A 24,814-nucleotide genomic window follows, 5' to 3' on the forward strand; every position below is an offset into this window, starting at 1 on the left:
TTATTTTATGTACTATTACGATAAATCAAGCAGTAATTGATTCACTGTTCAATTAAGGAAACAAGACGCAGGCATAACTAGAGTTAGGCAAGCCGAAGTTGACGAAGAGGGACAGATGAAATGAATGATAACCTATTATTGATTTTACCTTTCAGTCTAGGAAATGAACCGAAGATAGAACTGAAGTTCAGCGAAGTGAAATTGATAACAATTGAAAGACAAAAAACAATTATAGGAGGGCCTTGAACTGGATATTAGAATCATGCTCAAAGCAGTCATCAAAACCGCGTGGGTGATGATATTCAATTCTATCCTTATCTTGTGGGTAAGTGTATTTACCACCAACTTCCCAAATGAAAGGATGGAATTGATATTGCAAACGTTCTTTACGCATCTTCCAAAGGACAAGAATTTCATCTGTTGAAGCCATGAAATTAGACCAGATATCATAGTGAACAGGGATAATGACTTTGGCACGAAGGTTTTCAGCCATACGAAGGAGATCGATTGAAGTCATTTTATCTTGAATACCAACTGGGTTGTCACCATAGTTGTTGATAGCAACATCAATATCAAAGTCTTTGCCATGTTTAGCAAAGTAATTTGAGAAGTGAGAATCAGCACCATGATAGATGGTTCCACCAGGAGTTTCAAAGATATAGTTAACCGCCTTGCGAGCCATTTCCTCATCTGTAACAGCAAGCCCTTTCAGATCATCATTATTTTCCTTAGCACCTTCAACTGGCAAGGTTACCAGACAAGTACGGTCAAAGGATTCAACAGCAGTTACTTTGATATCTTTGAATTCAAAAGAATCACCCGGTTTAATCACGATAATGCGGTCTTCTGGCACTCCCCATTTTTTCCAGATTTCGCCACATTCATAGGGTCCAACAAACTTAACATGATCTAATTTTGGATTATTAACAATAGCTGCAGCTGTATTAATATCAATATGATCACTGTGGAAGTGGGAAACAAGATAGTAGTCTAACTCGTTGATGGCAAACGGATCAATAACCATTGGCTGCACACGAAGATTTGGTTGTAATTTACGCACACCTGCCATGTTAGCCATTTGGTGACCCCAAACCATGTCTTTTACTTTTTTAGTTGATTTACCGCGGTTTGACCACAAGTCCATAACCACATTGGCTCCACCAGGGGTTTTAATCCAAACACCACAGTTACCCAGCCACCACATAGCAAAGTTATTGGCAGGGACAGTTTCTTCTTCAATTTCTTCGTTCAGCCAAGTGCCCCATTCTGGGAAAGTGCTTAAAATCCATGATTCTCTTGTAATATCTTTAACATTAGTCATTTTTGTTTCCTCCTATTCATTGGATAGTTATTTTTCTACATGTTTATGATACCGCTACTAGAGCTTTTACAAAAGACCAAATAAAGCACAAGCTTGTGTTCACATTTGGACTGTTCCTATCTTAACAGTAAGCTTTAAATAAAAAGAAACAGAACTTTAATTTAAAAACGGGATTAATAATTCATATAAATAGCAACTATTTCAATATGGAATATTGGAATATCTTTTAAAAAATTTCATTCCTCTATGCTGCTTTATTTGAACATTTATTAAGAATGATGCTTGTTGCAATAACAATGAGAGTAAAAATAATAATTGCAACAATCAAAGTAAGTGAACCAAACTGACCGACTTTCCCTAGTATAAAACCTGGAATTAAATAATCAGTATCAGCAAAGGTTGAAGCTGCCATTTTTAATGAACCAAGTAATGGCAAAATAGCAAGCGGCAACCAACTCAACAAAAGACTATTAAAAGCTGAACCAATAACAGCACCTCTGCGTCCCCCTGTTGAATTACCATAAACACCTGCTGCTGCACCACAGAAGAAATGACCAACAACACCAGGAATAATAACTGTTGTATGCAAGGCAATCATCATAAACATGGAAAGAGTACCGACAATAAAGCTAGTAAAGAAGCCAATCAAAACGGCATTAGGGGCATAAGAGAAAATGATTGGAACATCAAGAGCTGGCTTAGAATTGGGTACCCATTTTTTAGCTACTCCTTGGAAGGCTGGCACAATCTCTGCTAGGACCGTACGTACACCCTGAAGAACAACGACAAATCCTGCTGTGAAAGTACCTGCTTGAATAAGTGCATAGACAATGGCACTAGTCCCATCACTCAAATGCTTTTCCACATAGCTTGGCCCAGCTGCGAGAGCCAATACAGTATAGACGATGCTCATTAAAAGCATGATTGAGATTGTTGAATCACGTAAGAAACTGAATGATTTTGGCACATTTAAATCTTCTGTTGATTTAGATCCATCACCAACCCATTTACCAATCCAACCTGCTGCTGCATATCCAATATTTCCCGTATGCCCCATAGCAACTTTGTCATTACCCGTAATCTTTTTCATAAATGGTTGACAAAGAGCTGGAGTTACTGTTAATAAGGTTCCTTCAAACAAACCACCTAATAAAACAATTATGACATCGCCTTTAATTCCTGCACTCATTAAAATAACGGCAGTAATACAAGAAACGTACATCATAGCTTGTCCTGTTAAAAAAAGATATTTAAATCTAGTAAATCGAGCTAACAAAATATTAACAATCATACCAATAAACATGATAAGTGCTGTTTGACTGCCATAATCTTTCAAAGCCAATGCAACGACCGCTTCGTTACTCGGAACAACTCCTTGAGTGTGAAGGGCAGTCTGAAACATATCAGAAAATGGTGCTAGAGCATTTTGTAAGATACCAGCTCCTCCTGTCAGCACCAAAAAGCCAACCATTGTTTTTATTGTCCCTGACACAACATCTGAAAATTTCTTTTTTTGTAAGACCAATCCTATCAAGGCAATCAAAGATACTAAAATAGCGGGTTGGGTGACAATCGAAACAAATAAATTTAGAATACTTTTCATTTTTTTAGATTCTCCTATTATCTTAGTTATGAGCAATTCCATTAGCATCCAAGATTTTTAGAACATTTTCTGTAATTTCTTCTGCATCAATAATCGAATTCAAAGCGATAATTTTTTCCTCTGGTAAACTCGTTAAAGCTGGTACCAACGTTTTTTCCGCAAAGAAATAATCCGCCATATCAGCGTTGATACTTCCTGAATCAGTATGTTCAACGGTGAAATTTTCCATGTCAACACCTGCATTCTGAAGTGCTGATTCAATATTCATTTGAACCATAAAGCTTGTTCCAAGACCACTTTGACATATTGCAAAAATTTTCATGATTCTTCTCCTTCTTCTAGTAATGTACTCATTTCGTCAACATTGGTTGAGTGAATTAATTGTTGCAAATTTTCTTTTTAGATAGAATTTTAGTTAGGCTCATGAGCGCTTCTAAATGGGCATTATTATCACTCGCTGCTAAACAAATGAAAACTGAGATTGGATGTTTCGGATCATCCAACAGATTAACAGGGCGATCTAATTTTAATAAAGATAGCCCTTTTTCAAGGACTCCCTCCTCTGGTCTAGCATGCGGAAGAGCCAGATGATCTCCTATATTGATAAAAGGGCCATTGTCTTTAACCTTATCAATCATCGCTTGAATATAACGCTCCTCAATTTTCTGTTTTTGTAACAATGGCCGTGCTGCCAAACGAATGGCTTCTTCCCAGTTCATGTCCTTAGAACTAAATTGGATGTCTTCTTTCGTTAATAAACCTCCAAGCATATTTTTCCTCTCTTTTTCACTTTATAAGACCTTCAATCTGACTTTTAGTCCCTTTTAGAAGAGTTTCCATGACGTCAGTATTCATTAATTTTTTATAAATTTTTGAAAATATTCCTTTTCCTGAGGGCTAACATCTGAATCAATGATAAGAGCAATGATGAGCTGTACATTTTTAAGCTGTTCCGACCATTTCGAAATGACCCGATTGGTACGAAGTATAATAATTTTATTTGAAATCCCTTGTTCATTAAAATGAGGCATGATTATCCTATCGTAAATTTGGATATTACCGAGTTTTTCACGCTTGATAAATTTTGTCACTATTTCTGAAACCGTCAAATGGTTCTCCTTAGCTAACTTCTCAGCTAAAAAGTGATACACATCATCTTGACTGGAAAAATCTTGATTTAGATAAAGCTCCAAAAAATTAGTTTCCATAAACAAGCTCCCCAATAGCCGTCTCAATATTCTTTTTATCCTCTGATGTCATCAATGCACTTACTAAGACCGTTTTAATCGCAACACTACTTGAAAGTTTGACGCTTGTAATGAGTAGTTTAACATCTGGATGATTGGCTAGAACAGTATCAGCGTTATGACTGGAGACCACTTCGATAATATCCAAGTTTCTAAACTCAGCTTCAATTTTCAGCTTCAAAAGCTCTGAAATCCCAATGCCTGATGAGCACATAATAATAGCTTTTATAGGGGTTTGATTAAGTTCCTTAAAACGAACAAAATATAGGGTTAAAAAGCCAATTTCGTCAGCGCTAATTGCGGGAAAACCAAACGTTCGAATCATTTTTTGCGAAACCACATCAGTCTGCTGATAAATCGCTTGATACCTTTCACAAATCTCAGTTAACATATTATTTTAATCCGAATTTTACTGTCAAGACGCCGAAGCAACGGGCTGATATGATTAGCCAAATCAATAAACACGGGAGATTGTTCATCAATCTTTTGCCACTTTGTCATTTCCATCTCAGTCAAATAAAATTTTGTGATGGCAACGGCACGTTTGGAAAATTGAACTTTCTGTTGTTGAGAATTCAATTGAAACCGTGAAGAATAAAGATATTGATAAAGATAATCAATCTCAATATCATCAATCTTTCTGCCTAAATAATCACTAATATCTTTAATCACATTACAACTTTCAGTTAAAAGTACCTCATCATTATTGTTATCATTAAAACGAACAAGAGATTGACTGATTTTACGATTTCCTTTTCTAAGACGTTCAACCATAATATAAAGGTGTGAAAAAATATTAACATTATAAGGATAAGGCAATTCAGCATTCAAATGATCTTCAATCTTCTTAATTTCCTTAAGAATAAAAAGTGCCAAATTACTGTCAAATATTGCCGATTGTGTTGATAAAGATAGATCATCAATATCAATTATACTGAAAGCAGAAACCAAACCTGCTATGGCCCGCCGAATATCAGTTTCAGAACCTTGAATGAAAATATTTCCTGATCGCGTCGAAATTTTTAGATTAAAAGCATCAATTTGTCTTTGAATTTCAATCTTATCCTTCATAATGACTGAGCTACTCACATAAAATTCCTGCCCCAAATCATAAATCAATACACCTTTAGGTGATCTTAACAAAAGCTTTTCTAGAATCTTCTCTTGCCTTTTGATTGGAGTAAACATATCACCCTCAGTTTTTGGCAGTTCTTCTGTCAAAAATACTTTATTAAGCTTAAAACCACTTCCCTTCTTTTTCGTAATAATTTCATTTGGAAAATAAAGACGATTGATTTCTTTAACCAGCCGATAAACGGTCTTCTCTGATGACTGTAATTGAATAGAGAGAGCTTTAGCTGTCATAAAATCTGAACTTTTTTCAAAATTGAAATGAGTTTTTCAAATTTTAATTTTGTTTAACCATCTTTATTCCCCTTTATATTTGATATTGTAACCGCTTTTAGTATGTCATGAACTCCTTTAATTGTCCAGTTCATAGTGGACATTTGTATTTTTAATAGATAAAAAGCATTAACATTGTCTACCAATCATTTCAGACTTAAAAACCTGTATCCACGGAAATTATTTTATTAATAAGATAAGCTCCAATAGTTTGAGAAACTGTTGGAGCTATTGTTTGCAGAGCAAGGAACAAAAGCTAGGAAAAAACTCCCAGTACACTTTTTTTCTGTACCAGTCTCGGGTACAAAACGTAACCAATATACAATAGTGTTGGCTTTTTGACGTCTATACAAGTTCTAAGCCTTTTTATTTGCATTGTGAACAAAGAGTGATAGCAGTTCAATTTTAAAATTCACAAAAAAATAAGTCTGGGAAGGCATTTTATCCCAGACACCATACTATATTTCTATCTTTTGTTACTATCATAAAGCAATTCCTCATTGATTAAGCGTTCAATTTTTGTTTTGAGGACGTAACAATCACTGTCATTCTTAACATAATGACGAATATAAGTTTCTAACTTTTTATCAAAATCATCCTGATTTGTTTGTCCACGCTGCTTAGCAAAGCGAATTAATTTAATGGCATCATCATCTCTCAAAATAGAATGGACAAAAAGAGTTGGCAACTGCGTATCTAGACTATCATTAGTTGAAATAACCAAATCAACAGCCATAATATCAGCAACACTATAAAATTGTTCAGATGTTAAGACAGCTTCGATCTTGCTATGAGGTAGATATTGCTTGCACTGCTGCATAAAGAGTTTTTGCACTCCAATGCCTTCATCACAAACTAGAGTCAAAACTGCAGGCGGTGTCGGTTTCGTCTCAGAATGTACCAATTCACCGCCAATGTGGATGGTAATATAAGCAATATCATCGTCATTCATTTTAATAGACCAAGCATTTTCCAAAATAGAAAGACAAACCTTGGTCATAGCAAATAAGTCTGCATAGGTATCTTTGATTTGGTCTGTCAGTGGATTATTTGAAACGATGCCATAAGCCTTCCTAAAAAGAAGGGCTTTACAATGCGTTAATAACTGATTAAGTAAGAGTTGTTTATGTTTAAAACAAATATGGTAATCAAGCTCAAAAGCATCTATAAAACAGTTTAAAACACGCCGCATATCATCATAATCATGACTTTCAAGATGCATATCGCGATCTTTTCGATACGACAAAAGTAAGACAGCAATTAAAGAGGTTTCAATCTCATCTAATTCAATATGAAATTCTCTTTTTAGATTCTCATTTAAATGCCTCGCAATTTCATATTCTTTGCGCTCTTTGATAGGAGAAAATTCACTTAATAAATCTCTTTGTTCACGTTCTGATAAACCTAGGTTCTGATAACTTAACAGCTGATAAGGTAAAGTAGCAACCATAAAACGGATATCTTGACTGTTGATTTTTTTACCGAGTAATGCTTGGGAAACCTGCAATTCTCCTCTTATAAAACTTGAAATGTCATCAGAAAAATAACTAGACAAATCGGCAAAATCTCTCAGCTTATCACGCATCATAGCTATAAAATTAGGGTTGCTATCTGTATAAATAGTATGGAGCAGCTTATTTAAATATTGAATTTTAGATAAGGGATGGCAGTCCAAATAATAGCCTTTTGATTTGGTTGCCTGAAGCTTAATACTATATGGCTCAAAAGAAAGACGCTGACGCAATTCATTAAGATCATTGAGAATAGTATTACGGGAAACCGCATTGATTTGCATCAACTTTTCAATCGTAACACGATCTTTAGCAATTGCAATATAAGTTATGCTAAGCAGCATACGTTCCTGTATACTCATCACATAAGAATAATCATCTAAATCCGCTAACAAGGTGCGGCAGGCTGCTTTTTGCTGTGATGAAAGCAAGATACCTATACGAGGATAGCTAATGATTTTCGGAATCTCAGATGGCAGCGCTTCATTTATTTTATCAAGATGGTAATAAACTTTACGTCTGGATTGATTTAAAAGCTTAGAAATACTCATCACTGTTTCAGGCTCTTCTAACTTTATCAAATAAGAAAGAAGGTCATAACTATTTCTATCCAAGATAATCATTTTTTTTCCTCCCTTATCATTGATTTCATTATTTTCATTATAGCACACTTTTAAAGCGAGGCTTACTTTATCATCCAGATAAAAATTTGGCCCCCTATATGATTTCCTTTAATAGGAACAGCGATTTTTTACCACAAGAAACTTGCATTCAAGAAGCAATCTATGATCTGCTTTTGATTGTGGATGCTTTATATTACGAAACTCTTAACAACTGTAGCTAGCAAAAAAGAAGACCACATTGGTCTTCTCAGACATTAGCGATTAGCTGTTTGTCACCTCTTAGGGCTGACAAAAACTAAACTTAAAAGTTCAAAAGTCTTTACATTATAGCTGCTTTCAAACTATCCGAACAAAGATTGCTGCTGATATATAGAACATCCGTGGTGTTAGTTAATCTTTTAGTTCACAAAAAGTTCATTTTGATGATGCTGTAAGTGAGCAAACGAACAGAGGTCATCTAAATGAACCACCTAAATCATAACACGAAACAACACTACTTACAATACAGTATGGAACAATTAAAAAAGCTATATTCTTACTATTACCGACATTAGGCCCCTAAAGAACTGACGCAACCTCGAAATATCAATTATTATAAGGTTAGTGACTGCTCCATTCTTGTCCTCTTCTTGTGCTTCAAGCTGAACTTGGCATCAAATCCCAACGCTGATTTATCAACTTTGTCAGAGGCTACTTATGAAAATTGGCTTAGAGCGAACACGGTTTTACCGAAGAGCTCGGTATCTGGTTCCCTTACCGAAGTTGATTTATCAAGGCATGACGGAGCAATTCCATCAGAATGATATCGTGATTACTGATAGTTTTCCCTTACCCATTTGTTTGCTAGCTCGTAACTATAAGGGGCACGTTTTTAGGGAGCAAGCCACCGTTGCCTATAACCTAGGATTTTTTAACTAGCACCACAGGTTGCTTTTATTAATTCAATTGTCGTACCAAGCTACTCACTGATTGATGTTGGTCTAAGTAGAGATGAACGACTCCTAGTTTTTCCTCTACTGGTTTTGGACTTCTTTTTGACATACGAAAACTCCCTTATAGATTCTAGTGACTTTTTATTTTTTCACTGTCCACTATAAGGGAAGTATATCTGTAGCGAGCACTTTGAGCAGATTTAGTTTTTAGTCCCAATATTTCTCAAAGTCTCGTGAAGTTCACGAATTAGCTCTTCGGTCTTATCCCAGCCCAGACATGGATCGGTGATAGATTTACCAAAGATCTCTGGCTGATCCTGACGGCCGTCCTCAAGATAAGACTCAATCATAAAACCACGCGCGTATTGATTTATCTTATCATTCCAATCACGATTAATAAGAGTCTGGCGCACAATTCGGAACTGCTCAAGGTGGTTCTTGCCTGAATTATCGTGGTTGGTATCAATCAGAATAAAAGGATTCTCAAGTCCCATTTTTCATACTTGGCGATGGTCTTGATCAGATCATCGTAGTAGTAATTAGGTTCATTTTTCCCGTGTTCATTGGTTGCCCCGCGCAGGATAGCGTGTGCTAAGGGATTGCCATCGGTATCTACTTCTGCATTTTGATAGATAAAGTTCTGCTCATTTTGGGCGGCATAGATCGCATTGAACATGATATTGAGGTTACCAGAAGTCGGATTCTTCATCCCTGCTGGTACATCAATTCCCGATGCGACAAAGCGATGTCCCTGATCCTCAACTGAGCGGGCGCCGATAGCATGATAGGAAACCAAATCATCAACCAAGACAAGATTTTCAGGATAGAGCATCTCATCGGCTGTTATCAAACCAGTTTCGGTAATCACACGATAGTGAAGATTACGAACAGCTGTGATGCCATTGATCAGATTTGGTTCACCCTTAGTGTCAGGCTGATGAACCAGCCCCTTATAACCATCACCATTGGTACGAGGCTTTGCCGTGTAGACGCGCATAACCATAAAGACCTGATCTTTAACTTCTTCCTGAAGAGCAGACAGACGGCGAGCGTATTCCAAGACTGCTTCTTCGTTGTCAGAGGAGCATGGCCCAATAACCAAGAGGGTACGCTTATCCTCCCCTCTAATGATGGCCTGCAGTTCCTTATCGCGGGCTTCTTTCTTAGCTAAAGCTTCGCCCTCAAGCTTTGAAAGCTGTTTGACTTCTGCAACATCGATTGTTTTACTTTTTTGACGAATTCCCATAATTACTTCCCTAATGTTTGAATTTCACGAACCAATTTTTCGATCCTGATCCAGCCCAGACAGGGATCGGTGATAGACTTACTATAGGTTTCTGGCCGATCCTGACGACCATCCTCTAAGTAAGACTCGATCATAAAAACCAGTCACGGTTGAACAACGTTTGGCGTATAATACAAATTTGCTCCAAATAATTTTTTCCTGAGTTGTCATGATTGGTATTGACCGCGATAAATGGATTCTCAAGCTCCCCATATTTAATAAATAGCAATGGTATCCGGTATCTAGCGCAGAACATCATAAAAGTAGTTAGGATAGTTTTTACCATTTTCATCCACTGGTCCACGTAAAATAGCATGTGCCAGAAGGTCGCCTGAATTATTAACTTCTTGTGCATTGTATAAATTCTGCTACGACTACGCTGCATACATCCCTTTGAACAGGACATTTAGATTGCCAGAAGTGTTTTTCATTCCAGCTGGCACATCGATACGAGAAGACACAAAACAGTGCTGCTGGTTTTCGGCCGAGCGAGCACCAATAGCGATGTAAGAGACCAAAGCAAAGATTTCAGGGTAGAACATCTCATTTTTGCTGATAACGCACTCCCAATTCAACTACTATTTTGCCACACGTAAGGAGATAGAAAACAAAGCTATTCTAACCATCAAAAGTGTTAATTGTGACACATAGTATGTTGATTACAAGAAAAATTATTGACTACGTTTCGTTTGTTGAAAATTACTTCCCGCAATAACTGACCTAGCCTGTCAAGAAAATCACTATAAAAATCAATTCCTCAACTGAATCAGCTGAGAGATTTTACTTAAATTCATTATGATTTATACATTTTTTTGAGCCTTTCAAAGATAAATTTAATTTATTCCCAAAATTTGTCTTCTACTGTTTGATATTGAGCAAAAGTCCAAACTTCTTGTATTTTTCCATTCTCTATTTTAAATAAATCAATACCCGGATTATTTAATTTCTCATCTCCTTTTTCTGCTAATGAAATAACACTTGCAGCAACAAAACAATCATTACTTGCAACCCAATTTGTTATAACTCTAAACGTTCCATTACTCCTCTTCGAAAATTCTCCCAAACGTTCTCCCAGTTCCTGTTTTCCTTTCACTACTCCCGAAAGAGGGCCCTCACCACCCATATGCCACACGATTGTATCAGAAATTGTTTCAAAAACTGTCTCAAAATCTTTTTTCGCTAGTGCCTCCGTGTAAGTATTAAACACCTCAATTATATTATTTTTCATAGCTATTTTCTCCTTTTTTAATATTTGGAAATCAATTTCTATTTCCTTACATACATTATACTTTCCAAAGATTCATTTTACAAATACGAATCTTTATAATACTTAGTACCATATAACAAAGAAACTGATTAAAGACTTTTTGGTTAGAATAAATTTAACTCATGTTTAATTTCATCCTTATATTTAATACCATATTCAATATATTTCTGGTCAGGAAGGGATTTTAAAGATAACTTCCCATCAATGAATGAAAATATTGTAACGCTATTATTAGGTACATATATAACTTCCTCAACAGATTGGTCTAAGTAACCAATGATGCTTGCAATCAACATACTATGTGTCACAATTAACACTTTTGAACGATTAGGTTGTTTATTGTATATTTTATATAATTCAGGAATTAATCGGTCATAAACGTCTTGCCATGTTTCCCCGTGAGGAGTTCCGGTATGTTTTTTAAAATTTAAAGAAAATGGATACTCTTTTAAATATTCAGAAATGAGATCGCCTTCTCTGTCACCTGTATTAATTTCTCGCAAATTTTTATTAGGTTTAATCTTAAGTTTATTATTTAAAAATTTAGATATTAATCTGGCTGTTTCTAGACATCGTGTTAGATCACTGCTATAGACTGACTCAAAGTTTATACGACTATCAGATAAACCTTTACCTAAACAACCAGACATAAGTACTCCGTTTTCAGTAAGTGGAGAATCACACCACCCTTGAACAATCCCTTTAGTATTAAAAATTGTTTCACCGTGTCTTACCATCCAAAACTCAATATTTTTACTATTAGTCATGTTTTTCCTCATTAATTGTTTTAATTTTTGAAGCTTTTTCTATAAATAGTTCAATATTTGGGCTTGTGATATAGGGTAGTAGTTTCTTTATATCTTCTATGTCAAAATTCCACCAAGAAATATCAAGTAATTTTTCAATTTCTGTGTCAGAAAAACGTTTTTTAATAGTTTTCGCTGGAATTCCTCCAACTATAGTGTATGGTTCGACATCTTTTGTTACGACACTTCTAGCCCCTATAATAGCACCATCACCAACTGTAATACCTGGCATTATGATAGCATCGGTTCCAATCCAAACATCATTTCCTATTACAGTGTCTCCCTTTGGGAAATACCCATCATGAGCGCCACTATCTGGAAATAGATAGTAAAAAGGAAATGTAGAAATCCATTCTTTTAGATGTCTTTCAGAACCACCTAGATTAAAATTAACTCCTGTGGCAATAGAGCAGAAATTACCGATAATTAGTTTATCTCTATTTGGTTCTTCAGTTAAATACCTGACACTTTGCTCCGCAAACGAGCCTTTATTGTATGCACCAGCGTAATAGGTGTATTTGCCTACCTCTACATAGTCACTTTTTATGGTATCATGCGGGAATTCAATTTCTTCCCAAATTTTTAATTCTTTCATTACTAATTTTTCCTTTGCATAATTATTAGAGCTCTTTGTTTTTTTCGAATTTTAAAAGTTCATTTCTGATATGTTAAGTCTTTTTACTAACTCGATTCTAATAATGAAACTCTTAAATTCTTGGTTCATATAGTATTTGGCTTTCTTCCAATAACTAATTCCAAATCCTCCAACGATAAAAGTTTTATCCAACTAGATTACCAAAGTAGAATATTATTTAACAGAATTAAGACTTAGTTTAAATCTAATTTTAGACACCATTAGTGCATCAGTGTTTCGGGGAACAAATTGACTGCCGAAATTACCATAAAATCCTTTAGCATCTGGTTGATTGTAGGTCATTGTTTCACACTTTCTATAAATTCTTTAATCTTGTGGAGAACCTTCTTACTGTTGGTTTCAACTCCTAATGAAACATCAAAGGCGCAAGGACGGAAGGCTGCCAAATTGTGGGACTGGCTCAGGGTCACCTGACGCTTACTGGGCGCAAAAACAAAACCAATATTCCGCATCGCTGTTAACGACCCTTGCACTGCTTTTAGGCTGGATAGGCCGCAAATTTAACTTTTGTCAATTCTCAGCTCCTTTATCTTGTCTGCAACATGAGTCGTTGTCATCAGAGCTGTTCCGACTAAGATAGCATTAAAGTAAGGGGCAACCGTCTGCGCATCCTCCCCTGTGCTGATGGCCGATTCAGAAATGTAAACTGGTCCTTCTTTAAAATGGGTGGACAGCTGCAAACTCGTATTGATATCCGTTTTAAAGGTGACTAGGTTGCGATTATTGACACCAATAATCTTTGCACCGATACGGTGGGCAATCTCAAGCTCTGGTGAATTATGTATTTCCACTAAAACTTCCAAATCCAGACCAGCCGCAAAATCACACAGCTCTTTTAAGCGTGTCTCTGACAGAGCGGCTGCAATCAGCAAAATCACCGTTGCTCCAGCATTGCGACTGCGGATAATCTGCTTTTCATCGATGATAAAATCTTTAGCTAGAGTCGGAATAGCCACTTGTTTGGAAATTTGATGCAGATAATCTAGATGCCCCTTGAAATAAATTTCGTCTGTCAGCACAGAAATCATAGCAGCGCCGTTTTGCTCATAGGTCTTAGCTTGAGCCACAATATCAACACCCATATTAATATCACCTAGGCTGGGACTGGCTTTTTTGACTTCGGCAATAATTTGCAATTTATCTTGATGATCCTTAAGAAAATCATAAAGACGATAAGTTTGACGGAGCGGCTGCAACTCCTCCATGACAAGCTGGGCTACTTCCTTTTCTTTTTGCTTTAAGATGGTGGGGAGAAACCCTTGTTTCATACTTGTACCTCTTGTAACTGGCGAAGTTTGGCCAAGGCTGAACCGTCAGCTAAGAGCTGGCGGGCTAAAGTTATACCGGCTTTGATACTGTCAGCTTTACCATTGGCATAGAAGCCAAGACCTGCATTCAATACCGTCGTTTCTAGATAGGGACTGGGATCATTGCCTAGGACACTAAGTAAAATTTGAGCATTGTCTTTAGCATCACCGCCTGTGATATCAGCTAATTTGACCTTATCCATTTCCAAATCCTTATAGGTAAACGTATGTTGGCTTATCTTCCCATTTTCTAATAAGGTATAGGTATTGATACCATAGAGGGCGGCCTCATCCATATTGTCAGGCCCTGTGATAACCAGCGCACGCTTGCGACCCATCTGCTGCAGTGACTGAGAAACTATGTCCTGCAATTCCACACGATAGAGTCCCATAAGCTGGGTTTCTAGATCCAGCGGATTGGCCAGCGGTCCTACCAAATTCATAAGCGTTGGGATCCCAAGTGCCTGTCTGGCTGGATCAATGTAACGTATGGCCGGATGCATGGTTTGCGCAAAGATAAAAGCTAATCCCACCTCATCCAAGGCCTTGGACAAGATTTCAGGTTCTGCTGCAATATTAATGCCTAACTCTTCCAAAACATCGGCTGAACCTGATTTAGACGAGACCGAACGATTACCTGCCTTAGCCATGCGAATACCACCAGCTGCTAAGATAAAGCAAGCTGTTGTCGAAATATTGAAACTATAAGATTGGTCACCACCAGTTCCGCAGTTACACATGGCATCATCAAAAGCTTGGGGAAGTTGGACTGCCCAGTCTTTTAAAGCCTTGACAAGGCCTGTAATCTCTTCTGGTGTTTCCCCTTTGATTTTCAGGCCTAACAAAAAAGCGGCGATTTGTGCCTCTGACACTTGACCTTGCAAAATATTTTCAAAAAGTTTCTGAACTTCTTCTTGTTTTAAGTCTTGTTTCTGGCTTAATTTCGTAAAAATCTCTTTCATCTGCTGTTCCCCCCTTTTTACATTTTATACGGCTGCTGCCTAACTTCTTAATCCTTGTATGAAAGCTTGACAAAATTTTTAATCATTTTCAAACCATTCGGTGAACCAATACTTTCCGGATGATATTGGAGACCATATATAGGTAGCTCCTTATGCTGAATAGCCATAATTTCGTGATCATCGCTAGCGATAGCCGTCACCTCAAAATCATACGGTACCTCTTCAACGACTATTGAGTGATAACGCATAATAGGTACGCCATCTGGAATCCCTTCAAAAAGAAGAAAAGGAGCCTGCAATTCAATAGGAGACTGTTTGCCATGCCTAACATTTTTAGCCAGGCCCAGCCGACCGCCAAAACTCTCAGCAATAGCCTGATGGCCCAGACAGATACCCAGTATAGGCTTTTCTCCGGCAAAGTCCTTAATCAGTTTTTCTATGTTTCCAGCATCAGCCGGCCAGCCAGGACCTGGTGAAAAAACTAGGGCAGCAGCTGTTTGTGCCTCCTGATATAGGTTTTCAGCATCATTGCGCAGCACTTTCACATCTGCAAAAGTCCCAAGGTACTGAGCTAAGTTATAGGTGAAAGAATCATAATTATCAATCAGTAAAATCATTGGACTTCTCCTATTTTTGTCATGGCCTTGGCCTTATTGATTGTTTCATAAAACTCGTTTTCGGGCTGACTGTCATAGACAATGCCAGCTCCAGCCTGAACGTAGGCCTTGTTATTTTTGAGAATCATGGTACGGATAGCAATGGCAAAATCCATATCACCTGTCGCAGATAGGTAGCCGATAGCACCAGCATAAACTCCCCGTTTTTCTTTTTCCAGCTGGTAGATACGCGTCATGGCACGAATTTTAGGAGCACCCGATACGGTTCCTGCTGGCAGAGTTGATTTTAGGGCATCTATAGCTGTTAGCTGGGGCAGCAGAGCCCCTTTGACAACACTGGTCAGGTGCATCACATAGCGGAAGTATTCTACCTCCATGTACTTAGTCAGCTTAACGCTGCCAATCTCAGCAATCTTACCGATATCATTGCGGCCTAGATCGACCAGCATACGATGTTCCGCTGTCTCTTTAACATCACCAGCCAAATCTTTCGCCAAAGCCTGATCCTCTGCTTCATCCTTACCTCTGGGACGCGTACCAGCGATCGGATTGGTCACGACCTGACCGTCTTTGACCGAGACTAAACTCTCAGGACTGGCTCCGATAATCTGATAGTACCCAAAATCATAGAAGTAGAGATAGTTTGAAGGACTGGTCACACGCAAATTTCGATAATAATCAAGCGGATCCCCCTGGAAATCACTTGAGAGGCGCTGGCTGAGCACACACTGAAACATATCTCCCTGGCGAATAAGCTTTTTAGCTTTGTTGACCATGGCTTCAAAAGCTCCCTTTTCCAGATGGTTCTTAAAATTCAGTCGGTGCAGATTCTGAGGATTGAATTCATTCGGAGCTTGAGTTTGCAGTTCCTGAACGACCTGCCCCAGTGCCTGACGGCTAGCATCGTTATCACGGCCGCTGTAAATATTGTCCTCTACCACGTAAACCTTTTCCTTCTTGTGATCAAAGATCAAATAGGATTCATAAATAAAGAAGTGCATATCCGGTGTCCCGATAGTATCTTGGGGAATCTGACCAATATTTTCATAAAGTCCCATCATATCATAGCCAACAAAACCGATGGCGCCACCGCCAAAAGGAAGATCAGATCGATTAGATTTAAGTGTCAAGGCATTGAGATACTCAAGCGGATCGTCATCAACCACTTCTCCGTTTTTCAGTAAGTGCCCCTCTTCAAAACGCAGTTCAAAAACGGGATTATAGGCCACAATTGAAAAGCGTGCATTTCCCTTTTCTCGGGAGATGGACTCTAAAATCACCTTGTGCTGGCCTTTAATACGCATATAGGCTAAAATCGGAGTAAGAGTATCTTCCGGTAAAATTTTTTGCATAATGGTTCCTTTCTGTCTATGTTATCAGTTACTGGGTGACTTTTCACATTATCTAAGTGGTATAGTTTAACTTCTAATATCAGTGTAATAGATTTTAAAAATGAGCTTATCAGAACTTTTATAATTAATTTCAATATTTGGATTATCGCTTAACTTAACGAAAATATGATCAGTCTTTGCTTCCATAACATCTCCCTTATCAGACTTTAAGTAAAGTTTTTCATCAGTTTACCATTAAAATCTAGGTTTTCCTGATATTTGCAAATATGAAATTAATTTTTCTTTTTTTCATATTTTCAACTTTCTTACGTTTGAATTATTTAGATATATAATAACTGCAGGAGGATAAAGTTATGAAGAAAAAATTTATATTTATCAATCTCTGTATTCCAATTATGTTGCTGTTGCTATAGAAAAATGAGCTACCGCCTTGGTAGCTCATTTTTCTTGTAATTGTAAGTATTGTTTCAAATTTTCTCTTAAAAACATAGTGATGAGCGGATCCGCCAGCTCTACTACTTTGTCTATGAAATGCTCTAATTCCTCCAGTATTGTTATTCCATTTTCCATATGATCAAGAGCAAGATTCTGAAGGAGCTGTTATGATAACTGTTTTATGACTCGGAATGGAACGGTAGAGCTTGTCACGCTCAACAAAAGCTTTCCCTAGGAAAATAAGGTTTTCGCTGCTTAAGGCAGTCATGATATTTCCAAATATATAAACTTCATAGGTTGACCACTCTTCAATATCATAGAGTCTAATTATCCATTTTATGCAGTAATTTATCTTTGAAATAATCAAAATAAGTCTTTTTATCAATAACAGTGACTGTCTTGCCTGTCATACCATACTTGATGAGTTTGCTATTTTTCTTAGAAACCTTCACTTTGGCAGTAACTTTAAAGAGATTTCCTTTTTTAGTAGTCGTTGCTGATGAAGCAACATTGTTAATTTTTCCTTCAATAACAACCTTGTCATTTCCCTTTTTTTCCAAGGAAAGACGAGCGGTCTGTCCTTTTTTCATAGAAACAACATCATCAGAAGAAGCATAGTAGGTGATTAACACTTTTCTTGTTTTTTGAATATCAGGATAAATTTGAGCAATCTCGGTTTGCTTCGGAATAACATTGGCACCATCATATTTGGGATTGGTATGAATGATACCATCTTCTGAAGCAAAAATCGAAACCTTCTTTGTTTCATTTTCATCGCCAGAGCTGCTTTCCTTGTCTTTCTTGTTTTTCGATTTCTTTTTCTTATCTTTGGAAGCTTTTTTGCTCTTAGACTTCTTCTTTTTTTGCTCTTTCGGTGTTTTTTCTTTTCCTTCTCTTCTCGTTTTTGTCTTTCTTTTATAATATTCTTTTGTTCAGTCTGACGGTTTGGACTGGCATTTTCTGAATATTCAACTAAAACGTCCCCCTTCTCAACAGTTGCATTATTATCTAAATTATTTTTAATGATTGAACTGTCACTGTAAGATTGGATAACATCTACAACCTTTGTTGGTGCAACTTCACCAGTAGAAATCACTGTAATTTCTTTTTTAGCAAAACAAAGGAATATGATCAAGAAGATAATCAAGCAGACTAAAGGAACAATTAATAGTGTCGCAAAATTATGATAGCGTCTCCTATAAAATTCTGCACTTTGTAAAAATTTAGGATCCATGTTATCCCCTTTCTCAATTAAACAGGTTATAATAGAAACCTTGCTTAGCTAAAAGTTCCTTATGAGTGCCTTGTTCAACAATTTTTCCTTGATCCATGACAATGACTTCGTCAGTACGCTGTGAAATGCTTAAGCGGTGGGCAACAAAAATTATCGTTTTCTCCGTCATCTGTAAGAGATTGCTGATAATTTTCTTTTCTGTCAGAATATCAAGACTACTGGTGGCTTCATCCAGAATCAAAACTGGTGCCTGTGTTAATAAGGCTCTAGCTAAAGCAATCCGCTGTTTTTGACCGCCAGAAATGCCGGCACCATCTGATAACTCTGTCTGATAACCTTGAGGCATTTGTTCAATGTCCGAGCGGATTTCAGCAATTTCACAGGCACGAATAATGTCTTCCTGACTCGTTCCTTCTTTAGCTCCTAAAACGAGATTATCCATAATAGAACCACTAAAAACATAGGCCTGTTGCGGCAAATAGCTAATATGCCGTCGCAAAGCTGTCTTATCAATAACTTTCAAATCATTGCCATTAATCCGAACAATCCCTTTGTTAGGCTCGTAAAAATTGACAATCAGTTTAGCCAAAGTCGTCTTACCAGAACCACTGGCTCCAACTAGGCTGACCTTGGAGCCTTTTTTGATTGATAAATTAATATCTGATAAGGTATCTCGCCCAAATCCATATTTGTAAGAAAGATTCTCAAACGAAATATCACCATCTAAAAAGCTATTTTCTGATAAATCGCCGTCTTTTTCAAATTCAGATTCAACTAGATAGACCTCATTAAGACGTGTATTGGCAACGCGAGCTGACTGCAGTTTGGATTGCAGATTGATAATATTTTCAATCGGATTTGAGAAATAAGACAGCAAAGCATTAAAAGTGATAAGCTGACCAACTGAGATCTTATTATCCATCACTAGGCGAGAGCCATACCAGAGAATGACGACATTGAGAATAAGCTTAGCACCGCTTTTTAATGCGGTTTGAATAGCACTATACTTGTGCAGCTTAAAGTTTTTCTCCAAATAATCAACAAATTCACTATCAATGTTTTGATAACGAGCTGACTCACTTGTAAGTGATTTAATGGTTTCCATCCCATTGATGTCTTCAATGATAGAAGAACTTACCACAGCATTGCTTTCCATCACTTCGTGATTCATTTTCTCAAAGGGTTTCAAGAAAGCAAAAATAATGATGGCATAAATCGGAATGGAGAGCAAGGTCAGAAAGAAAAGATTATTGTTTTGCGCCAATAAAACCCCGCCAACCAAAATCACCATAGTCATATCTAAAAAGATTGAAAAGATGGTTGACGCTACAGCATCAATAATCTGATTGGCATCTGTAAAACGAGACGTGATTTCCCCTGTTCGCCTTGTCGCAAAGAAAGACATAGGAAGCGTAAAAATATGTTTAATATAAGACAGGATAACATCAATGACTAAACGCAAACTGAGCACGGCCAAGAGGTATTCTTTTGCAAAAGCCATAATCTGCTGGATAATATAGGTTATTATCAGACCAATCGTAATCATTCCTAAAGTTGAAATCAGCTGATCAGGAATGTACTCGTCCAATATTCCTTGGAGATAGTATGATCCGACAATATCAATGAGCGTCACAATCAAGCTAGCTATGATAATATAAGTCATCAAAGCTTTCTGCTTAAAGATCAGCGGGAAGAAATCGGACAAACCATTTTTTTCACCTTTATGAGGCTTATAACTAGGCTGAGGAGCTAGAAAAATCGCAAGACCTGTCCACTCTGATTGAAAGCGTTCCTTACTCATCTTAGTCACCTTAACTGAAGGATCAGGATCTCCAATAATCAGCTGATCATTCTGGCTGCCATAGACGACATAATAATGCTGCAGTCGTTTTCCTTTAATCACATGGACGATAAAAGGATAGGTCAAATCATCATAATCAAAAAGCGTCATATCCGCCTTGATAGAGCGCGTTTCAAAACCTAACTTTTTAGCAGCTTCAACGATGCCAAGAGCTGTCGTTCCTTGCTTGTTAGTCTTTGAAAGTTCCCGCAGATGAGCAATAGAGTAGTTAGAACCGTAATGCTTTGCAACAGATGCCAGCACTGCCGGCCCACAGTCTCTGGTATCAATCTGAGGTACCAGCTTATAATGTCTGCGCCAAAACAACTTAGACTGCCCATCTGGTAAAGGATTAGATGACGAAACTGTCCCTCTTTTCGTTACTCTTTTGATAACCTCTAAGAGAATGTTAACAGCTATGACGATTAAAACAACATAAATAACTTGTTCCATAAAAATAATCTCTCTTGTTTATATTCAGAAAAATAACTCAAACTAGGTTGAGTTATCTTAAATAGAGTGAGTTGATCATCTCAACTCTTTTAAATATTTTAACATTTTTAATGTTTAATCCTTTTTAATAGTTTTGCGCCATCAGTCACAATGAGAAAAAGTCCTTCTAAGGCCATTAACCCAACAAGAATGTACTTAAGGGGTCTTATCGGTGTGTATACAGCCATTAACCCCATTATTACAAAAATCGGCAGCAAACTATTCTGAAATAGACGCTTAATCATAGGCTATAACCAGCTGCAAAACCAACAAATCCAAGACAGATACCAAGACCTAGTCCTTCTCCTTCGATTACAGCAAGGTAATTTTCTCCTGCTGTTTCAAAATGATCAAATGCCACTGAATCCAAAATTAATGTATTCATAAACTTCTCCTTCTCTAATTCTCCAAGTTATCATCATTTTAACATTTTAAAACAGCATATACAATAATATTCCAGAACTTTAATACAGATGATAATAAAAAGAAAGAATCTTACAACTTTTCTGATAGCTGCTATTGTTAGCATTCCAAAATGATCTGACCCAAGCTAGATTGAGGTACTCAAATAAAGTGAGTCGATCATCTCAACTCTTTTAAAGATTTCAACATTTCTAATGCCTAATCCTTTTTAATAGTTTTGCGCCATCAATCACAATGAGAGAAAGTCCTTCTAAGGCCATTAAACCAACAAGAATGTACTTAAGGGATCTTATCGGTGTGTAGCTAGTAATCCCATTATTACAAAAACCGTCAGCAAGCTATTTTGAAATAGACGTTTACTCATAGACTATAATCAGCTCCTATAGTTTCAGTGAGGAGATAATTTAAAATTTTTATTGTTTTTCCCTTCAACTTTTATTATGCTAAAAAAGCTGAAAATGCTCACAGCTGTTATAGCAATAAATACCAATGCTGCTATAATTTTTGAATAACGCCATATAATGACAGCAGTGACTATCGCAAATATAAACCAAGACAGCACATAAATTATCTTTCGTGTTCGATTCGCCATCATATTGCTGTCAACTGAATCATTTGCTTCGGAGGCGCTTTCATTATTCTTCTTTTGAACTTTCTTCTTGCTAAAAAAACTGAAAACAGCCGTAGCTGTGAGTACAGTAAATAGTACTATTGCTATGATTTTTGAATGCGACCACTCAACCAAAGCAAGGCCTGTGGCAAGCAAAAGCCAAGACAGTAAAAAATTATCCTTCGTGTTTTTTCATCTTTTATTATCATATTGGTGTATTCCAATCATTAACATTAATTAGCGCCATAATAAATAGCTGCAGCACCTGTAATAGTTGCAACTCCAATTAGCCAAGGAACTGCTTTCTGCTGCCATAGGAAGAGACACTCGCGCCAATGCAATGCTTGCTCCGAGGCCAGCTCCAAAGCCAGAAATGCCACCCACTACAGTTGACAAAGAGCCAAATATATTCAAACAGAAAAATAATAAAACAAGCGATCCTAACAAATGAACTTTTACTATAGTGTGATATAAGCGGTAGTATCATAAAACTCACTATTAACAAAATATAATTTGACAAAAGAAAATGATTAAAGAGAAACTAAAATATGATAGAACTACGGTGAATTTTACAGCTTTAAAGTCTGAATTTGATTACTTGTTACTTAGTCTTAAAATAACTAACACCGATAACGATTAGTGAAATCAGATCCACCAAAATTAGCAAAGTAAGACAACAATATTTTGTCGTATTATTTCCGCTAGTCGCACTAATCCTGGCTAAAATCCCTGAGATAATCGTTGCTGTCATTGCAACCACCAAGATTTTCTTAAAATCTAACATATTAATAACCTGTTACAAATCCATTATACGCACCATGAATAAAACCTGCAGTTGCACCAATAGCAGCACCACCCGCAACAGTGATCTCGCCCACGATAGGAACTTCCAATCCTAAAGTTCCAACTCCTGCACCTGCAAATCCCCATTCAATTGCTTCTGTACTACCATTAACTGCAGCACCAAATAAACCAGATATAATTCCCGAGCCATCTGTAGCAGATAGATAATCTCTAGCCGTTGCATCAAAATGATCAAATGCCATTGAGTCTAAAGTTGCTGTGTTTCCAAAAATTCCTTTTTGGAATAAACACTAAAATGCTCATACTGATTACAATACAACAGACAAATTATTATAGTATGTACCGAAACTTTTATATCAAGCTCCTAACATTTTTTTAATCTAAATTCCGTACTTATCATAACTGAAACCTTTCATATCATAAAACCATCATATAATCAATAATTTGAACTTTTATTGATTAAGAGTAAATTAATAATTGTATGATAGTTTCATCTTTTAGAACTAGGCTACTAAACTAGCACCACAAGTCATTAACTTGACTAAATTTAAATTTGAAAATACTTTTGCTTTCACTAATGCAAAAGATAATAAACAAATAAAGCAAGCAAAATGATGACACATATAAATGAAATAATAATGTTTTTACTACGGTAAGAAATAAGTGCTAAAACACAAAGAACAAGTAACACTAAAATTGACTGAATTATGTGCATAAACCAATATCACCTTTTCTAAATATTGCTGTCATTTTAGCATTTTTAAATAACAGGTTCAATAATGTTTCTAGTTTTTAACTTTGATGGAAATAAAATGAAAAAACAGGTGCAAATTTTCTGATAATTATTATTTTATTGGCATTTCGAAATATTGTCTATCCCATATTTAAAGAGAAATATGATTGAAATCATTAATATAAAAGGTACACTATCTAAAAGCTTCATGTAAGAACATGAAATCATCCTTTTTTATTTTTCCAATACTCTCTTAGCAGTTGCATCAGTTTGAAAAAATCTTTCCAGCAAAAAACGATAACTAACATCGTCCCTATTAGATATATAGTGGAAACAAAATCTCTTATACTTGGAAAGATGGCATACAGCATAAGACAAATAGGTATAGCCAACATATAAGTATAACTAACAATGATAGATTTCTTTGAAAACATAAAATTTTCCCTTCAATTATGAGAAATAAAATGACTGTAACTAAAATGAAAGCTTCTCATAACCAGTAACACCACCGGTGAATCCTCCGCCAACGGCTCCACATAATCCACCAAAGGTTGCACCTATAGCTAGAGAAGCAACAGGAATTGCCTTCAGGCCTGCTAAGGAGCCAACAATTTATTTTCGATTTCTATTCATATGAAACCTATTTTTACTCAAATAGCCTAATTCTTACAAGAATTAGGCTATTGATTCATTTTAATAGTCTCTATCATATCACTTATGAGAGATGTTTACTTTTCCAATAAAATATTAATACTAAAATATTCTCTATCATAAATATCATAAATACAATCAGTTTAATATTTTTAATTGGTAATAATAAGGAAATGAGCAATAAGATAGGATAACTAAAAAGAACAGCTCTTCCTAATTTCGGTGACAACATATGGTAGTCCTCCTGATAGAGCTTAAATCCAAGGTCCCCAAGTATTAACAGCAGCACCAGCCACAAAACCAGTTGCAGCACCGCCATAAGCCCCTGCTGTAGCTCCTGCTACACTACCAACAATTGGAAGAGTAACTGTTCTTACTGCTCCTACTGCTTCAAACTCTTCAAATGCTAATGAATTCATAAAATTCCCCAAATTCCCCTTTTCTATATGTTCTAATGTCATTTTAACATTTTAAAATGACAGGTACAATAATATTCCAGAATTTTAATATCAAGAACAATAAAGTGAAAAGTAACAGAAATTTTTCTGGTAAATTAGAATTTCTTAATGTTATTAATGGTTCTTATAAAACTTTTATTAATATTGACAAGAAGGGCTTTTTATATAAACAAAGCCTTTATCTTTTATATTGTTATATTATGTTTCTCTATGCTTTCTAAAATTTTTTCACTTTATTAATC

Annotated in this window: 21 protein-coding genes and 7 pseudogenes; 1 reads left to right on the forward strand and 27 read right to left on the reverse strand. The window is 36.4% G+C overall.

The features are described from left to right. Window positions 1–229 precede the first annotated feature (229 nt). From ulaG to SRT_RS08900, 8 genes are all read right to left on the reverse strand, one after another. Window positions 230–1,321, reverse strand: a complete 1,092-nt coding sequence (ulaG, locus tag SRT_RS08870; protein WP_128833829.1) for an L-ascorbate 6-phosphate lactonase — start codon at window positions 1,319–1,321, stop codon at window positions 230–232. 244 nt (window positions 1,322–1,565) lie between these two features. Further along, window positions 1,566–2,924 (reverse strand): PTS ascorbate transporter subunit IIC, encoded by a 1,359-nt coding sequence (gene ulaA, locus SRT_RS08875; RefSeq protein WP_128833830.1) that lies wholly within the window; start codon window positions 2,922–2,924, stop codon window positions 1,566–1,568. Window positions 2,925–2,946: 22 nt separating this feature from the next. Then, entirely contained in the window at window positions 2,947–3,246 is a 300-nt protein-coding gene (locus SRT_RS08880; protein ID WP_128833831.1) for a PTS sugar transporter subunit IIB, read from the reverse strand. A 55-nt stretch (window positions 3,247–3,301) separates the two neighbouring features. Then, on the reverse strand, window positions 3,302–3,694 hold the full coding sequence (locus SRT_RS08885; protein ID WP_223213941.1) for a PTS sugar transporter subunit IIA: 393 nt from the start codon (window positions 3,692–3,694) through the stop codon (window positions 3,302–3,304). A gap of 84 nt (window positions 3,695–3,778) precedes the next feature. Then, window positions 3,779–4,132, reverse strand: coding sequence for a PTS sugar transporter subunit IIA (locus SRT_RS08890; RefSeq protein ID WP_223213942.1), 354 nt, complete (start codon window positions 4,130–4,132; stop codon window positions 3,779–3,781). Further along, on the reverse strand, window positions 4,122–4,562 hold the full coding sequence (locus SRT_RS10910) for a BglG family transcription antiterminator (RefSeq protein WP_223213943.1): 441 nt from the start codon (window positions 4,560–4,562) through the stop codon (window positions 4,122–4,124). The genes SRT_RS08890 and SRT_RS10910 overlap by 11 nt, the downstream gene beginning before the upstream one ends. Then, window positions 4,556–5,536: a BglG family transcription antiterminator gene (locus tag SRT_RS08895; protein ID WP_223213944.1), complete on the reverse strand. Its 981-nt coding sequence runs from the start codon at window positions 5,534–5,536 to the stop codon at window positions 4,556–4,558. Before SRT_RS08895 ends, SRT_RS10910 begins: the two co-directional genes overlap by 7 nt. Before the next feature lie 505 nt (window positions 5,537–6,041). Continuing rightward, complete coding sequence (locus tag SRT_RS08900; protein ID WP_128833832.1) at window positions 6,042–7,709, reverse strand: BglG family transcription antiterminator; 1,668 nt, start codon at window positions 7,707–7,709, stop codon at window positions 6,042–6,044. Window positions 7,710–8,170: 461 nt separating this feature from the next. Here SRT_RS08900 and SRT_RS10915 point away from each other — a divergent pair. Further along, window positions 8,171–8,609: pseudogene (locus tag SRT_RS10915) on the forward strand (transposase family protein); the annotation flags it as partial. Window positions 8,610–8,841: 232 nt separating this feature from the next. Here the strand turns inward: SRT_RS10915 and SRT_RS08910 are convergent. The 19 genes and pseudogenes from SRT_RS08910 to SRT_RS11285 form a co-directional block, all read right to left on the reverse strand. Beyond that, window positions 8,842–9,887: pseudogene (locus tag SRT_RS08910) on the reverse strand (3-deoxy-7-phosphoheptulonate synthase). Window positions 9,888–9,889: 2 nt separating this feature from the next. Further along, window positions 9,890–10,474 (reverse strand): annotated as a pseudogene (locus tag SRT_RS10920) (DAHP synthetase I family protein); the annotation flags it as partial. Window positions 10,475–10,764: 290 nt separating this feature from the next. After that, the gene (locus tag SRT_RS08920) at window positions 10,765–11,154 is read right to left on the reverse strand and encodes a nuclear transport factor 2 family protein (protein ID WP_128833834.1); all 390 of its coding nucleotides are present in this window, start codon (window positions 11,152–11,154) and stop codon (window positions 10,765–10,767) included. Between the two features lie 143 nt (window positions 11,155–11,297). Then, a complete protein-coding gene (locus tag SRT_RS08925; protein WP_161940052.1) occupies window positions 11,298–11,960 on the reverse strand; it encodes a histidine phosphatase family protein in 663 nt (220 codons plus the stop codon). Further along, on the reverse strand, window positions 11,953–12,594 hold the full coding sequence (locus SRT_RS08930; protein ID WP_128833836.1) for a CatB-related O-acetyltransferase: 642 nt from the start codon (window positions 12,592–12,594) through the stop codon (window positions 11,953–11,955). The genes SRT_RS08925 and SRT_RS08930 overlap by 8 nt, the downstream gene beginning before the upstream one ends. Window positions 12,595–13,154: 560 nt before the next feature. Continuing rightward, on the reverse strand, window positions 13,155–13,922 hold the full coding sequence (trpC, locus tag SRT_RS08935; protein ID WP_128833837.1) for an indole-3-glycerol phosphate synthase TrpC: 768 nt from the start codon (window positions 13,920–13,922) through the stop codon (window positions 13,155–13,157). Further along, a complete protein-coding gene (gene trpD / locus SRT_RS08940) occupies window positions 13,919–14,923 on the reverse strand; it encodes an anthranilate phosphoribosyltransferase (RefSeq protein ID WP_128833838.1) in 1,005 nt (334 codons plus the stop codon). Before trpD ends, trpC begins: the two co-directional genes overlap by 4 nt. Before the next feature lie 47 nt (window positions 14,924–14,970). Next, window positions 14,971–15,540 carry an aminodeoxychorismate/anthranilate synthase component II gene (locus tag SRT_RS08945; protein ID WP_128833839.1) on the reverse strand — a complete coding sequence of 190 codons (570 nt, stop codon included), beginning with the start codon at window positions 15,538–15,540 and terminating at the stop codon, window positions 14,971–14,973. After that, entirely contained in the window at window positions 15,537–16,892 is a 1,356-nt protein-coding gene (trpE, locus tag SRT_RS08950) for an anthranilate synthase component I (protein ID WP_128833840.1), read from the reverse strand. Before trpE ends, SRT_RS08945 begins: the two co-directional genes overlap by 4 nt. A 438-nt stretch (window positions 16,893–17,330) precedes the next feature. Beyond that, on the reverse strand, window positions 17,331–17,462 hold the full coding sequence (locus SRT_RS11175) for a hypothetical protein (RefSeq protein WP_256376012.1): 132 nt from the start codon (window positions 17,460–17,462) through the stop codon (window positions 17,331–17,333). A gap of 46 nt (window positions 17,463–17,508) precedes the next feature. Continuing rightward, window positions 17,509–17,727: pseudogene (locus tag SRT_RS11395) on the reverse strand (Rgg family transcriptional regulator); the annotation flags it as partial. Next, window positions 17,651–18,561, reverse strand: a pseudogene (locus tag SRT_RS08960) (HlyD family efflux transporter periplasmic adaptor subunit). The pseudogenes SRT_RS11395 and SRT_RS08960, both read right to left, overlap by 77 nt. 13 nt (window positions 18,562–18,574) lie before the next feature. Beyond that, a complete protein-coding gene (locus SRT_RS08965; RefSeq protein ID WP_128833841.1) occupies window positions 18,575–20,854 on the reverse strand; it encodes a peptide cleavage/export ABC transporter in 2,280 nt (759 codons plus the stop codon). 280 nt (window positions 20,855–21,134) lie between these two features. Further along, window positions 21,135–21,278, reverse strand: coding sequence for a hypothetical protein (locus SRT_RS10450; RefSeq protein ID WP_167373732.1), 144 nt, complete (start codon window positions 21,276–21,278; stop codon window positions 21,135–21,137). Between the two features lie 426 nt (window positions 21,279–21,704). Further along, window positions 21,705–22,135: pseudogene (locus tag SRT_RS08980) on the reverse strand (hypothetical protein). Window positions 22,136–22,159: 24 nt separating this feature from the next. Beyond that, window positions 22,160–22,306, reverse strand: coding sequence for a hypothetical protein (locus SRT_RS10365; RefSeq protein WP_162604151.1), 147 nt, complete (start codon window positions 22,304–22,306; stop codon window positions 22,160–22,162). Window positions 22,307–22,711: 405 nt separating this feature from the next. Beyond that, complete coding sequence (locus SRT_RS08985) at window positions 22,712–22,972, reverse strand: hypothetical protein (RefSeq protein WP_128833843.1); 261 nt, start codon at window positions 22,970–22,972, stop codon at window positions 22,712–22,714. 715 nt (window positions 22,973–23,687) lie between these two features. Continuing rightward, entirely contained in the window at window positions 23,688–23,897 is a 210-nt protein-coding gene (locus SRT_RS08990) for a hypothetical protein (protein ID WP_128833844.1), read from the reverse strand. Window positions 23,898–24,368: 471 nt separating this feature from the next. Continuing rightward, window positions 24,369–24,503, reverse strand: a pseudogene (locus tag SRT_RS11285) (bacteriocin); the annotation flags it as partial. Between the last annotated feature and the right edge of the window lie 311 nt (window positions 24,504–24,814).

Source organism: Streptococcus troglodytae, from assembly GCF_002355215.1.
Lineage (GTDB): Bacteria > Bacillota > Bacilli > Lactobacillales > Streptococcaceae > Streptococcus > Streptococcus troglodytae.